Source organism: Stenotrophomonas veracruzanensis, from assembly GCF_032911525.1.
GTDB lineage: Bacteria > Pseudomonadota > Gammaproteobacteria > Xanthomonadales > Xanthomonadaceae > Stenotrophomonas > Stenotrophomonas africana.
The window spans coordinates 160,879-173,891 of the sequence record NZ_JAWJTI010000003.1 but is presented as its reverse complement, the minus strand read 5'-3'; the positions used below and the strand labels follow the sequence as shown (position 1 = coordinate 173,891).

The 13,013-nt window shown below is 63.7% G+C and carries 12 protein-coding genes and 2 pseudogenes; 8 read left to right on the top strand and 6 right to left on the bottom strand.

Annotation, left to right across the window (positions count from 1 at the left end; translation table 11 throughout):
- The first annotated feature begins 15 nt into the window (after window positions 1-15).
- Window positions 16-897: an RNA polymerase sigma-70 factor gene (locus R1H25_RS04155; protein WP_049447954.1), complete on the top strand. Its 882-nt coding sequence runs from the start codon at window positions 16-18 to the stop codon at window positions 895-897.
- 117 nt (window positions 898-1,014) lie between these two features.
- Here R1H25_RS04155 and R1H25_RS04150 read toward each other — a convergent pair whose 3' ends face one another.
- The 3 genes from R1H25_RS04150 to R1H25_RS04140 all read right to left on the bottom strand — a co-directional run bounded on the left by R1H25_RS04150 (window position 1,015) and on the right by R1H25_RS04140 (window position 3,366).
- Window positions 1,015-1,935 carry an MBL fold metallo-hydrolase gene (locus R1H25_RS04150; protein ID WP_317222814.1) on the bottom strand — a complete coding sequence of 307 codons (921 nt, stop codon included), beginning with the start codon at window positions 1,933-1,935 and terminating at the stop codon, window positions 1,015-1,017.
- 322 nt (window positions 1,936-2,257) lie between these two features.
- A complete protein-coding gene (locus R1H25_RS04145; RefSeq protein ID WP_088479217.1) occupies window positions 2,258-2,734 on the bottom strand; it encodes a nuclear transport factor 2 family protein in 477 nt (158 codons plus the stop codon).
- Between the two features lie 62 nt (window positions 2,735-2,796).
- Window positions 2,797-3,366 (bottom strand): TetR/AcrR family transcriptional regulator, encoded by a 570-nt coding sequence (locus R1H25_RS04140; RefSeq protein ID WP_088479218.1) that lies wholly within the window; start codon window positions 3,364-3,366, stop codon window positions 2,797-2,799.
- A 168-nt stretch (window positions 3,367-3,534) separates the two neighbouring features.
- Here R1H25_RS04140 and R1H25_RS04135 point away from each other — a divergent pair, with 168 nt between their 5' ends.
- From R1H25_RS04135 to R1H25_RS20350, 3 genes and pseudogenes are all read left to right on the top strand, one after another.
- The gene (locus R1H25_RS04135; protein WP_317222813.1) at window positions 3,535-4,488 is read left to right on the top strand and encodes an alpha/beta hydrolase; all 954 of its coding nucleotides are present in this window, start codon (window positions 3,535-3,537) and stop codon (window positions 4,486-4,488) included.
- 827 nt (window positions 4,489-5,315) lie between these two features.
- Window positions 5,316-5,951 (top strand): hypothetical protein, encoded by a 636-nt coding sequence (locus tag R1H25_RS04130; RefSeq protein WP_317222812.1) that lies wholly within the window; start codon window positions 5,316-5,318, stop codon window positions 5,949-5,951.
- Window positions 5,952-5,969: 18 nt separating this feature from the next.
- Window positions 5,970-6,524, top strand: a pseudogene (locus R1H25_RS20350) (trypsin-like serine protease); the annotation flags it as partial.
- 23 nt (window positions 6,525-6,547) lie between these two features.
- Here R1H25_RS20350 and R1H25_RS04125 read toward each other — a convergent pair.
- Window positions 6,548-9,197, bottom strand: a pseudogene (locus tag R1H25_RS04125) (excinuclease ABC subunit A).
- 178 nt (window positions 9,198-9,375) lie between these two features.
- On the opposite strand from R1H25_RS04125, the gene R1H25_RS04120 reads away from it, so the two are divergent.
- The 3 genes from R1H25_RS04120 to R1H25_RS04110 all read left to right on the top strand — a co-directional run bounded on the left by R1H25_RS04120 (window position 9,376) and on the right by R1H25_RS04110 (window position 10,451).
- Window positions 9,376-9,654 (top strand): hypothetical protein, encoded by a 279-nt coding sequence (locus tag R1H25_RS04120; protein ID WP_317222811.1) that lies wholly within the window; start codon window positions 9,376-9,378, stop codon window positions 9,652-9,654.
- A 123-nt stretch (window positions 9,655-9,777) separates the two neighbouring features.
- A complete protein-coding gene (locus tag R1H25_RS04115; RefSeq protein ID WP_317222810.1) occupies window positions 9,778-10,032 on the top strand; it encodes a hypothetical protein in 255 nt (84 codons plus the stop codon).
- Complete coding sequence (locus R1H25_RS04110) at window positions 10,029-10,451, top strand: low affinity iron permease family protein (protein ID WP_057501751.1); 423 nt, start codon at window positions 10,029-10,031, stop codon at window positions 10,449-10,451. Before R1H25_RS04115 ends, R1H25_RS04110 begins: the two co-directional genes overlap by 4 nt.
- 3 nt (window positions 10,452-10,454) lie before the next feature.
- Here R1H25_RS04110 and R1H25_RS04105 read toward each other — a convergent pair whose 3' ends face one another.
- The gene (locus tag R1H25_RS04105) at window positions 10,455-11,972 is read right to left on the bottom strand and encodes an FAD-dependent oxidoreductase (protein ID WP_317222809.1); all 1,518 of its coding nucleotides are present in this window, start codon (window positions 11,970-11,972) and stop codon (window positions 10,455-10,457) included.
- A 225-nt stretch (window positions 11,973-12,197) separates the two neighbouring features.
- Here R1H25_RS04105 and R1H25_RS04100 point away from each other — a divergent pair, with 225 nt between their 5' ends.
- On the top strand, window positions 12,198-12,428 hold the full coding sequence (locus R1H25_RS04100) for a hypothetical protein (protein WP_057501749.1): 231 nt from the start codon (window positions 12,198-12,200) through the stop codon (window positions 12,426-12,428).
- Between the two features lie 9 nt (window positions 12,429-12,437).
- On the opposite strand, the gene R1H25_RS04095 is transcribed toward R1H25_RS04100, so the two are convergent.
- Complete coding sequence (locus R1H25_RS04095) at window positions 12,438-12,887, bottom strand: BLUF domain-containing protein (protein WP_057501748.1); 450 nt, start codon at window positions 12,885-12,887, stop codon at window positions 12,438-12,440.
- Window positions 12,888-13,013: the final 126 nt, after the last annotated feature.

Below are 13,013 nucleotides of genomic sequence, written 5' to 3'. Positions count from 1 at the left end.
CCCGTCTACGCTGGCATGGACGATTCCACTGCGCTGTTCTCACGCCTCCGCCCACGCCTGTTCGGCGTGGCCTACCGCATGCTTGGGTCTTCGCACGAAGCCGAAGACGTGGTGCAGGATGTCTGGCTGCGCTGGCATGGCGCCGACCAGTCACAGATCGAGAATCCGGAAGCCTGGCTAGTGGCGACCACCACCCGTCGCGCCATTGATGGCCTGCGCCTGGCCCGTCATACGCGCGAACACTATGTGGGCATGTGGTTGCCCGAACCGCTGCTGACCGATGACACCGCCACGCCCGAGTACGTGCTGGAAACCGCCAGCGATCTGTCGGTCGCATTCCTCAGTGTGCTGGAACGGTTGGCCCCGGATGCGCGTGCGGCCTTCCTGCTGCACGATGTGTTCGATCAGGACTACGCCGTGGTTGCGCGCACCCTGGACAAAACGGAAGCCGCCTGCCGGCAGATCGTGCATCGTGCGCGTCAGCAGCTCCGGCAGGAACGCCCGCGCTACAACGTCCCGCAGGACGTGCACCAGAAACTCCTGCGTCGCTTCGCCGAGGCCGCGTCCAGCGGAGATTTCCGCACAATGAAAGCATTGATGGCCGAATCGGCCGAGTTGGTGGGTGACGGCGGCGGTATCGTCACCAGCTTCCCCGGGCCGATGGTCGGCGGCGCACGCATCGCCCAGCTGCTGTATGCCCCGCACCTGCGGCGCAGTGCGCAGTTGCGGATGGTACCGGCCATGCTCAACGGACGGCTGGGACTGCTGCGCTATTTCGATGGCGAGCTGGAAGCGGCGATGGCCTTCGAGACCGATGGCGAACGGATCACGCAGGTCTTGGTGCAGCGCAACCCGCACAAGCTGCAGCGTTTGGCTCACCCTACCGCCATCCAGTAGTTCCCCGCCAGGTAGGGAGGGCGTCCGTTATCGGCCTCGCCCTTGGGGGGGGATTCGAGCGGGGTGCCGGTGCACCCCGTCGAAAACTCCTGCTTGCGCTGTATCCGCAGGATCCGATCAGAAGTCCCAGAACACCGGCACCCAGCGGAACGTCTCGCCTTCCAGCGACACCCGGCCCACTGACGGGAACGGAAGATGCGTGGCCACCAGCATTTCGCCGGTGCCGGCCAGTTCCTTCAGCAGAGCGATGCGTACGCGTGCGGATTCCTCCGGGTCGTGCTCGAAGCCGTTGTGCCAGTTCGGTTGGTCGAAGCCGACCGCGAACACCGCGTCACCGGCAAAGGTCAGGGCCTGCCCCGCAGACGCCACGCGCACCACGCAGTGGCCCGGCGTATGCCCACCGGTGCGGCGGGCCGTCACGCCCGGTGCGATCTGCTGTTCGTCCTGGAAAGTGTGCACATAGCTGCTGTACTCGGCCCAGAAGTGCGTGGCCGTGGTGCGCAACGCATCGGGAAAGCCCTGCGGCATGTTGGTGCGGCTGAAGTCCGGCGACTTCCAGAACTCCACTTCCGCGGCTGCGACGTGGATCTTCAGGTCCGGGCGCAGCTGTTCCTTTACGCCTTCAACCAGCAGGCCGCCGACGTGGTCCATATGCATGTGGGTGATGACCACATCGGTGATTTCGCCCAGGTTGATACCGGCAGCACCGAGGCGGCGGATCAGCTGGCCGGCGCGCGGCAGCTGCAGGTCCGGGTCCATGCCCAGGCCGGCATCGATGAGGATGGTGCGATCACCGCTGTGCACCACCATCACGTTCAATGCCCAGTCGAAGGCATCCTGCGGCAGGTACATCTCTTCGAACCATTCGGCACGATCGGCGGCCGGTACGTTGTGGCCGAGCATCTGGGTGGGCAATGGCAGGACGCCATCGCTGATCACCAGCACTTCGACATCGCCCACTTTCAGGGCGTAGCGCGAAGGCACCAGTTCATCAAGGGCGGGGGCAATGGGCGCGGCGGTGTTTTCCATACTGAACATGAGGGATCTCCACGAAGAGCCATTTGGCGGGCAGCAGTGCAAGGCTGGCGCGAACGAATCCGGGTGCTTTCCCATGGCGCAGGCAGTGACATTGCCAGGGCACGGTTGCCTGGCAGGCCAGCGCTGCGCGGTTCACGGGAAGACTGGCCACTGCGCGGGCAATGGGCCCGGAACACGGCAGGTGCCGTGCGGGATCAGCCTAGGCAGCGCGCCACAGATGCGGTAGGCCCGTGGAGGGGTACGCCATGTTGCGTTCCGGGAAGCAATGCGGACCCGCCTGCGCGGGCACCGCTACCCCGCTTCCCTGGTGTTACCCCGCAACTCACATCCCCAAGTCGGACAACCCCGGGTGGTCATCCGGGCGACGCCCCAGCGGCCAATGGAACTTGCGGTCGCTTTCCTTGATCGGCAGGTCGTTGATGCACGAGAAGCGGCGCTGCATCAGGCCATCCTCTCCGAATTCCCAGTTTTCGTTGCCATAGGAACGGAACCAGTTGCCGGAGTCGTCGTGCCATTCGTATGCGTAGCGGACAGCAATGCGGTTCTCGGTAAAGGCCCAGAGCTCCTTGATCAGGCGGTACTCAAGCTCCTTGTTCCATTTGCGTTCCAGGAACTGGCGGGCTTCTTCCCGACCGCTGGTGAATTCGGCACGGTTGCGCCACTGGGTATCGAGCGAATAGGCAAGCGACACCTTGTCGGCATCGCGGGAATTCCATCCATCTTCGGCAAGGCGCACCTTCTGCGTGGCCGATTCGAGGGTGAACGGAGGAAGCGGCGGACGGGGTTGTTCAGCGGACACGGGGAGACCTCCAATCGAGATGGATACATGAAGTGCTTCAAACGATCTGGCGTACCCAGGCGCTAACGCTTGGCCTGTTCCAACAACAGCTTCGCGACATCCTTCGCAGTGTCTGCGGCGCCGTAATCCCCCATCACGCGCGACAGGGTGATGGCGCCTTCCATCAGGAGAAGCAACTGACGTGCCAGGTCCGCCGGCTGCTCCACATCCAGTTGTCCGGCAAGTTCCAGCGTGTAATCGAGCAGCTTTTGCTTGTGGTTCCGCGCGATTTCCCGGATTGGATCGGCAGGGTCGCCGACCTCGCCTGCGGTGTTGATGAACGCGCAACCGCGATAACCCTCGGACTGGAACCATTTCTTGAGCACGGTGAACATGCCGAGGACGCGCGCTTCCGGAGTGTCCGCCTTCTCGCACTCCTGCCGGAACCAGGCCAGCCAACGCACATCGCGGGCCCTCAGCGCAGCAGCGGCCACGTCGTCCTTGTTCTCGAAATGGCGGTAGATGCTCTTCCGCGCCACGCCGGAGGTCTTCACCAACAGGTCCATGCCGGTGGCGTGGATCCCGTTCTGGTAGATCAGCGCCTCGGCCGTGGCCAGGATCTTCTGCTGGGTATCGGTAGTGGCCTTGTTCATGGCCACAAGGTAGAACGATCATTCTCCCCCGTCAACAGGCGGTGGCGGGCGATTCGTGCGCGCACATCCGTGCAAGACGATCTATCAAGAAATCCGGACAGTTCATCACCCGAACGCCTGACTCCAGGCGCAAAGTACGTCTCACCATCCACCCATGAGAGTTCCCGTATGAACACCTTCGCCCGTACCCTGGCCATTGCCGCCCTCGCCCTCTCGGTCCAGGCCGGCCTGTCCGCGCAGGCCGCCGAACCGGCCAAGCCGGCTGCAGTCACCGTCATCGCGCGCACCGCCAGCTACATCACCACCGCCGATGGCGTGCAGCTGTACTACAAGGACTGGGGCCCGAAGGACGGCCCGGTCGTGACCTTCAGCCACGGCTGGCCGTTGAACTCGGACAGCTGGGAATCGCAGATGCTCTTCCTGGCCAATCATGGCTACCGCGTGATCGCGCATGACCGCCGCGGCCACGGCCGTTCCAGCCAGCCGTGGGAGGGCAACGATATGGATCACTACGCCGATGACCTGGCCACGGTGATCAATACGCTGGATCTGCACGATGTCACCCTGGTGGGCTTCTCCACCGGCGGCGGCGAGGTGGCGCGCTACATCGGCCGGCATGGCACCGGGCGAGTGAAGAAGGCCGTGCTGATCAGCTCGGTGCCGCCGTTCATGCTGAAGACCGCCGACAACCCGACCGGGCTGCCGATCGAAGTGTTCGATGGCATCCGCAAGGCACAGATGGACAACCGCGCCCAGCTGTACAAGGACATCCCGTCCGGCCCGTTCTATGGCTTCAACCGCCCGGGCGCGAAGGTGTCGCAGGCGCTGATCGATGCGTGGTGGGCGCAGGGCATGCAGGGCGGCCACAAGAACACGTACGACTCGATCGCCGCGTTCTCGGCCACCGACTTCCGCGCCGACCTGAAGAAGTTCGATGTACCTACCCTGGTCATCCACGGTGACGACGATCAGATCGTGCCGATCGATATCTCCGGCCGCCAATCGGCAAAGCTCATCAAGGGCGCCAGGCTGATTGTCTACCCGGGTGCGCCGCACGGCCTGACCGATACCCACAAGGACAGGGTCAACCAGGACCTGCTGACGTTCCTGCAGGAAAAGTGAGCAACACTGGCTCCGGCATCGCGCCGGAGCCAGTCCCACACCAGAGTGTCTCTACCTTGTGCGTGCCCCTTCCCGGCCAGACTCGGCCTTGCGCGGATTCAGCGGGTGCGGGATTTCATCAAGATCCGGCTGCAAGGACTTGAAATGGCGATAGCAGAACCTCGGCTGCTGCTGGCAATCCCCCGCCCCCTGCGTCGCATGATAAACATGCGTTACAGGGATTGAGGGGCAATCTGAAAGTGCGCGTTCGTGAAAGTGGTCACGGTTAATGGCGGGGAAAGTCAATACCTTCAAGCCCACTGCAACCTAATTGCTGATAATGCGATTGAATTCCAGACGGGCCAACAATCGGTTGTGACATGGAGGTGGGGGATGTGCATGGTCTCTGGCAGCTCTTCAGCAAAGCTTGCGACTCTGCTCTTTCTGATAATCACCTGCGGCGCATCCGCGACCCCGTCGGCAAGCGCCAAGGATGCCCGATCACTGGTACTTGTCACGCTCTCGCCTGCCCAAAGTGGGGTCCTTGCAACTGGACTGCTCAAGGGGGTGCTGAAACCAATCAACGGTTGTGTCTACTTCGTGGACCCAGGTGGCACGGCATATCTTGCAGCATGGCCACATGGCTACACGCTGGCCATGAAAGGAGGCGCTCCCATAGGGGGGCAGGACGTACGATCTGGCGGAATGGTGGAGTTCGGGATTGCTGCATCATTCGGAGGGGGGCATGGCGGCGAACTGCTCCGTTCGAGTCTGGCTGCGAGCATCCCGGCGGGCTGCACGGGCCCACTCATGACGATTCACTTGATGCGTCAGGCAAAGGAGCAGCCATGATCCATCTGCGCACGAAATCCGTGCGCGCCCTGGCATTGTCCGCCCTCGGTGCGTTCGCATTCTCCCTGCACGGCCAGCCGATAACTGGCAACCCCACGGCATACACCTATTCGCGAACCTTCAATGTATCTGAGGCCGAAGCAAAATACAGGTCGATGAAGTCGATCTCTGCGGCAGCGCTGGAAGCCAGGATTCAGACCTCTGAGCCGGACACGTTTGGCGGCTTGTACGTCGAGCATAGGCCAGAATTCAAGATCGTAGTGCTGTTCACGAAGAAGCCGAGAGAGACCTTGGCAAAGTACACGCAGGATCCTGTTTTTACCGGTCGCACTTCCGCTCAATCGCTCGAAATGCTCTTGGCGACCCAGGCGGAGGCGGAGGCCCAGCTTCTGGTAAAGAATGTTGGGTTCGAGTCCGGTGTCGATATCAAGCAGTCCATTGTGACCTTCTACGTGAAGGATGAGGCGGCCGCCAGGCGCGCACTCAGGCCACTGCTGGGCGCTGTTGATTTCGTGGCGATCAAGCAGGTGAAAGGCTTCACGGTCACTACCGCGATCTCCGGCGGCCATAAGCTGACCGGCACTGCCTTCAACTGCACCACTGGCTTCAACGTCTTCGACGCAGATCGCTAGCTTGGTGTCCTCACGGCCGGTCGCTGTGACAATGCGCTGACCTATCAGGGCATTGCCGCGCCTCTCGTTTTCCAGAGCGAGCAGAACGAGGGCGACTACGATGTCCAGTGGCATAAGGAGCCGTCCAGAGGCCCACGCCAGGCGCAGAAGAATGAAATCACCCTGATCAATGGTCCGTCGCAGACGCTCGAAATAACCAGCACACTCCCGTCCAGTTCGATGCATGTGGGGGATGTGATCTGCAAGAGTGGCATTCACGGTCACTACGCATGCGGGACCATTGAGGATATGAACTCAAGGTCCAATCATAATGGAGCCATAGGCAGGTACATTCGTGCGCGCAACCTGTCCCCAGGCCCTCTCAGCGTCGAAGGTGACAGCGGCGGGCCGGTCTTTTCGCACAATGCGGCCGTCGGCGTCATTCACGGCCGGGGTGGTGAAGACACGGGATTTGAGAATGACCTGTTCTACATGCCCATCGAGCGGGTTTCAGTGCTTGGCGTTTCCGTATTGACGGAGGCCTTCAAAATTACCGGCATCGCAGATCGCACAGAGAATTATTTGATGTCCTGATTGCCCATAGACTCGTAATGGCTTTACCGGCCCTGCCCAAGCTCCTTCGCAAGGAACGGCGCCGTCCTGCTGCCCTTGGCGCGGGCTACCTGCTGCGGTGTTCCCTTCGCCACGATGGTGCCACCTGCCCCGCCCGCGCCGGGCCCGACATCAATCACCCAGTCCGCCTGTGCGACAGAACGCATATCGTGCTCGATCATCACCACGGTGTTTCCCGCGTCCACCAGCCGCTGCAACTGCACCAGCAGCCTGTCCGCGTCCGATGCATGAAGGCCGGTGGTGGGCTCATCCAGCACATACAGCGTGCGCCCGCGCTGGCTGCGCTGCAGCTCGGTCGCCAGCTTGATGCGTTGCGCCTCACCGCCTGATAGTTCCGTGGCCGGCTGGCCCAACCGCAGGTAGCCCAGGCCGATCTCCTGCAACACCTGCAGCGGGCGGGCGATGGCCTCTTCTTCGGCGAAGAACGCCTGCGCCTGGTCGACCGTCATCTGCAGGACTTCGGCGATGTTGCGGCCGTTCCACAGCACCTTCAGCGTGGACTCGTTGTAGCGGGCGCCGTGGCACGTAGGGCATGGCGCATAGACGCTGGGCATGAACAGCAGTTCGACGCTGACGAAACCCTCGCCTTCGCAGGTCTCGCACCGACCCTTGGCCACGTTGAACGAAAAGCGGCCCGCATCGAAGCGGCGGCGGCGTGCATCGGGCGTTGCGGCGAACAGCTTGCGCACGTGATCGAACAAGCCGGTATAGGTCGCCAGGTTGGAGCGTGGCGTGCGGCCGATGGGTTTCTGGTCCACCTGCACCACGCGTTGAATGGCGTCCACATCGCCGGCCAGTTGGCCGCGCGTGGCTTCGATCACGGTGGGTCCGTCGGTGGGCGCGCTGTCGGTGCTGTCGTCTACCGTCTCGTGCCCGAGGTGCAGCAGCATCAGCTCGGGCAGTGCCTGCGCCATCAGGCTGGACTTGCCCGACCCCGAAATGCCGGTCACGGCCGTCAGCAACCCAAGCGGCACCTGCGCGTCCACGCCCTGCAGGTTGTGGCGATGGATGCCCTTCAGTTCCAGCCAGCTGCTGGCACTGCGCTGCCGGCTGGCAGGCGCAGGCACCTGGTCGAACAGGTACCGGGCCGTGCGTGAATCCTGGATCTGGCGCAGCCCGTCGGGCTCGCCACTATAGAGAATCTGCCCGCCGTGCTCGCCCGCCTGCGGTCCCACATCCACCAGCCACTGCGCGCGCCGCATCAGCTCCAGGTCATGCTCAACAACGAACACCGAGTTGCCACCGTCGCGCAGTCGTTCCAGGGCGTCGTACAGCGCCTGGCTGTCAGCCGGGTGCAGGCCGGCCGAGGGCTCGTCGAGCACATACAGCACGCCAAACAGCAACGAGCTGAGCTGGGTGGCCAGCCGCAGGCGCTGCAGTTCGCCGGCCGACAGCGTGGGCGTGGCGCGATCCAGCGAGAGATACCCCAGGCCCAGTTCGCGCAGCTGCCGTACCCGCGCCATGACCCCACCCGCCAGTCGCTGCGCTGCGAGGCGCTTTTCTTCTGACAGGGCCGAGGTCAGCCGAACGTCGGGGGCGCCTTCGTGGGTCGCACGGCCACTTGCTGCACGCTTGGCGCGATCGCGGGGCGTTGCACGCCTGCGGGGACGCGCACCTTGGCTGTGTGCACTGAAATCGCCTTGGGAGATGGGCTCCAGCAGGTCCGCCAGTTGATCCAGCGGCAGCCGCATGAACTCGCCGATATCCACGCCGGCAAAGGTGACCGAGAGTGCCTCCGGCTTCAGGCGCTTTCCGTGGCACGCCGGGCACAACCGCCCCTCCATGTATCGCGAAACGCGCTTGCGCATCAATGCGCTCTGGGTGTTGGCAAAGGTGTGCAGCACGTAGCGGCGCGCGCCGGTGTACGTGCCCATGTAACTGGGCTCCTGCTTTCGCTTGAGCGCGGCACGGGTTTCGGCGGGGGTAAAACCGGCATAGACCGGCACGCTGGGCGCTTCCTCGGTGAACAGGATCCAATCCCGATCCTTCTTCGGCAGCTTCTTCCACGGCACATCGATGTCGTAGCCCAGCGTGACCAGGATGTCACGCAGGTTCTGGCCATGCCAGGCCGGTGGCCAGGAGGCGATGGCGCGCTCGCGGACTCAGCGACGGGTCGGGCACCATCAGCGCCTCGGTCACCTCGTAGACGTGGCCCAGGCCGTGGCAGGTGCTGCAGGCGCCCTGCGGTGTGTTGGGCGAAAAATCCTCGGCATACAGCATGGGCTGGTTGGCCGGATAGGCGCCTGCGCGGGAGTACATCATGCGCACCAGGCTGGACAGCGTGGTCACGCTACCTACCGATGAGCGCGCGTTGCTGGCACCGCGCTGCTGCTGCAGGGCCACTGCCGGCGGCAGCCCGTCGATGGCATCCACGTCGGGCACGCCGGCCTGGTCGATCAGGCGGCGCGCATAGGGGGCGACGGATTCGAAGTAGCGCCGCTGTGCCTCGGCAAAGACCGTGCCGAAGGCCAGCGAGGACTTTCCCGAACCCGATACGCCGGAGAACACCACCAGCGCATCGCGTGGAATGGCGACGTCGACATTCTTCAGGTTGTGCTCGCGTGCGCCGCGGACCTCGATGCAGCCGCCGGCTGCGGCTGCGCATGACGACTCACCAAAGGGGGTGTTGGACATCTCGGCATTCCTGGATTCGGTGGGCGGGTCGCGCGTGGCACGACCGGTAGCCCATTCTCGCTGCTGCGGAGTGAATGGTGTGCGGGCACCTTAGGTGGAATGCTGCCTTCACTTTTCCTTCGTACGCCGTTTCGCGACCACGGGCTAGCGTGAGGCGTCTACACAACCGGAGGCCGTCATGCACCCTGATGTACTTGGCTGGGCCGCCACGGCGGTACTGATGGCCACCTTGATCCGGCAGATGGTGAAGCAATGGCAGGCGCCGAACCCGGAAGCGGTATCGAAGTGGCTGTTCGTGGGTCAGATGACCGCGTCCGCGCTGTTTACGGTGTACAGCGCAATGCTGGGCAGCACCGTCTTCGTGGTGACCAATGCGATGCTGCTGTTGACGGCCGTGGTGGGCCAGTTGATGGCCTGGCGACGTCACGGTCGTCGCCAAGCTCCCCCGCCCTGTTGATTGTTAACGGGTGTTGCCTGAAGGTTTGACGCCACGTTGCCCTGCCCTTGATGGGCCCGCTCGCAAGGCACACCTATGCTGGGTCCGCCACCTGAGGGGTGGTGATCAACCTGGAGATTCACCATGCAACGCGATCAGAAAGACCTCCCCCACCCGGATGCGGAAGCGCAGCACACCGATCCTGTCACTCCTCTGCAGGCTAAGCTGCATAACCATCGCAATCATGACGAAGCGCTGCAGGAAACCTTCCCTGCCAGTGACCCGATCTCGCCCTTCGTCGCTGCGCCAACGCCGGAAGAGCAGGCCAAGCGCATTGGGGAGCGGGTCAAACTGCCAGACCGCCGAACGGATGAGGAGGCCGCAGGAGGTGAGCAATGATCCGGCGCGGCTTTGCCCGCGTCGCGGCCGCAACGGCGCGACTGTCCGGCAGCCTGGGCGCATTCGTTGCGGCGCTCGGTGTGATCATCACCTGGGCCGCCAGCGGGCCGGCCTTCCACTTCAATGACACCTGGCAGCTGGTGGTGAACACGGGAACGACCATCGTGACGTTCCTGATGGTGTTCCTGATCCAGCATACGCAGAACGCCGATACGGCCGCGCTGCACATCAAACTGGACGAACTGATCCGGGTCAGCAAGGATGCCAACCAGGAGCTGTTGAACCTGGAGGCGATGGAGCCTACCCATCTTGAAGAGATACGCCAGCGCTACGAGGCACTGGCGAAGACCGCTGCAGACATCAAGTCGAAAAAGGAGCGCTGCATGCCCTGCGATGCAAACGCGGCCGCCGAAGCATGAGGTTCACTGCTCCAACGGCTGCTCCGCCTGCATCGGTTCTGGTGCGAGGCCCTGCTTGGCGGGGCCTTCCAGCAGCGCCCCGGTGGCGGAGAAGCGGCTGCCGTGGCATGGGCAGTCCCAGGTGCGCTCATGGCCATTCCATTGGACAACGCACTTGAGGTGCGGACAAAGCGCGGACATCGCGTGCAGCTGGCCGTGCTCGTCGCGGTAGACTGCGGTTCGCTTTCCATCCACGTGCAGCAGTGCGCCGCAGCCACGGGCCAGCTTGCCGGGTGAGTGCGATGGCGCAGCACCAAGGCGATCTCCCACCATATGCCGCGCAACGGTGGCATTGGTACGGGCCCAGCCGGCCGCCGAGCGCACCGGGGTGAAGCGCATGGGGCTGAGCAACTGCTCGATCTCGCTGGTCGTGTCCATGATTCCGTCGGTGATCGCACGAGCGGCCACGCCTGCCCAGGTCAAGCCATCGGGACCGTAGCCGGTGGCGACCCACACATTGTCGTGCGCGCTGCTGCCGATGTAGGGCAACTGGTCGGCTGCACGGAACTGCTGCGCCGACCAGCACAGCGGCTCGCCCTGCACGGTGAAGTTGCGATGTGCGTCGGCGACCAGATGCTGGGCTGGATCCATCGCCGGCGTTTCGCCTGTGCGATGCGTCTCACCGACCAGCACCAGCCAGTCGTGGCCATCAGTGCCGTGCACCCCGCGCAACGAGCGGTGCCGATCGGCGATCCAATGAATACCTGCCGCTGGTGGATTGGCAACCGGTACCGCCACGCCGTACTCGCGGTACACCTCCATCTCGGCCTGCACCAGATTGAAACCTGCTGGCGAGTGGGTGGCCAGCACGAAGTGCCTGGCATGGATGCGGCCGCCAAGGGCTGTCGCAATCCCCGCTGATGCCTCGATGCTGTTGATCTGGGTCCAGTCGTGGATGCGCACCCGGCCCACCAGATGTCGCGCCAGCTCCCGGCAGAAGGCCGCAGGATCCAACTGCGCCTGATCGGGAACACGGAAGGCGTGGGCCAATGCGAACGGTAGCCCGGATTGCTGATGTTCGCACTGCAGGCCGACGCGCTGACAGGCTTGAAGCTCACGCTCGAATCGCGCTGTGACCTCGCGCGTGCGCTCCTGCATTCCGTACTGCATGGCCACGCGTTGGAAGCCGCAGCGAAGATCGTAGCGATGAACCAGTGTTTCGATGGATCGTAGTGCCTGCTGCCGCCACTGCACGATACGGCCGGCCGTACCACCGCCCCAGCGCGAGATCAGATCTGCCAGCCGGGAAACGGGCGCGTAAAGGTTGCCCGTGGACATCATCGTATTACGCCCGCCGATGGGCCCCGCATCGACCACCAGCACATCCAGGCCGCTATCTGCCAAGCGGGCCGCTGTCAGCAGCCCGGTCATGCCTGCGCCCACCACCAGCACGTCCGCGCGCGTCGTGCCGGCAAGGGGACGGAAGCTGTGCGATTCGGTGTCAGCTGACCATAAGCTGGCGCGCGGGAACGGATCGGACATGAAAGAGATCCTTGCAGCTTCAGCTGGGAGACCTCTCTGATACGCCCTCGCGGGTGAAATGGCGGTGGCGTAGCCGTGCAGATAGCGCTCACGCGCTTGGCAGGGACATGACCAGGGTCAAGACCGGGTGAGCGTTGCGCGGGCAACGCGACTGCGTCGCCTCTGCGTACCGCAACTCCCTGCTTGCAGCATGGTCGCTATCGTGTCTGCACGGAGGATCAGGCTGTGAGCACGCATCTTGAAATCGATCTTATGATCGCGCAGCTTGAAGAGCTGCTGCCGACCTGGGCAGCGTTCTATCCCGAGCCGCAGTTCATCCGCATGCTCGCTGAGGCACTGGACTACATCGCCGCCAGCGCGGACCCGGATGCCCGGCTGTACTGCGTGATGCGCACTGGGCACCTCGACGTGTGCAGCGGAGAGATCCCGTGGGCGGCGCGCTATGGGGCAGGCTAGGCCGGTGGATCACGCCGCGACGGCATAGGGTTCCACCAATCTGGCCAGGACATCCATCGCCGTCTCGGTTGGCGCACCGTCACCGCTGTGCTGGGCGAACCCAGACCAGTCCGCGCGGGCAAGAATTTTCAACTGCTCGGGTTGCGTCGGCAGCCAACGCATCGGCCAGAACGGGAGTCGCCGGTTGCCCACCCTGCCCCGCTGCAACTCGATGAGCCCTGCGTGGCTGGAAGCACCTACCACTCGTGAGTACGCCACGCTCAAACCGTCCTCGGGCCCCTCCATGTACTGCAGGAACCGGGCGCCATCGAACAGCAGAACTCCGGTAACGCCGGCGTTTCGGTTGAAGCGGGCGGCATCATCGACCAGATCGTCCAGCTTCCCGCTGCGCAGGCCCAACGGGTCACCCGCAACGGCTGGGCCCGCTTCGCTGACGTATGCGACTGCCCTGATCGGCATTGGCTGCTCCTGTAGCGAATCCCCCCAGATTCCGTAGCGCAAGCATAGACCAACCACACCGAGGAAGCGTTCCAGCCCCGTGCATTTTGTGAATCAGTTGGGTTCTGTCTGACAGACGGTAGGTAG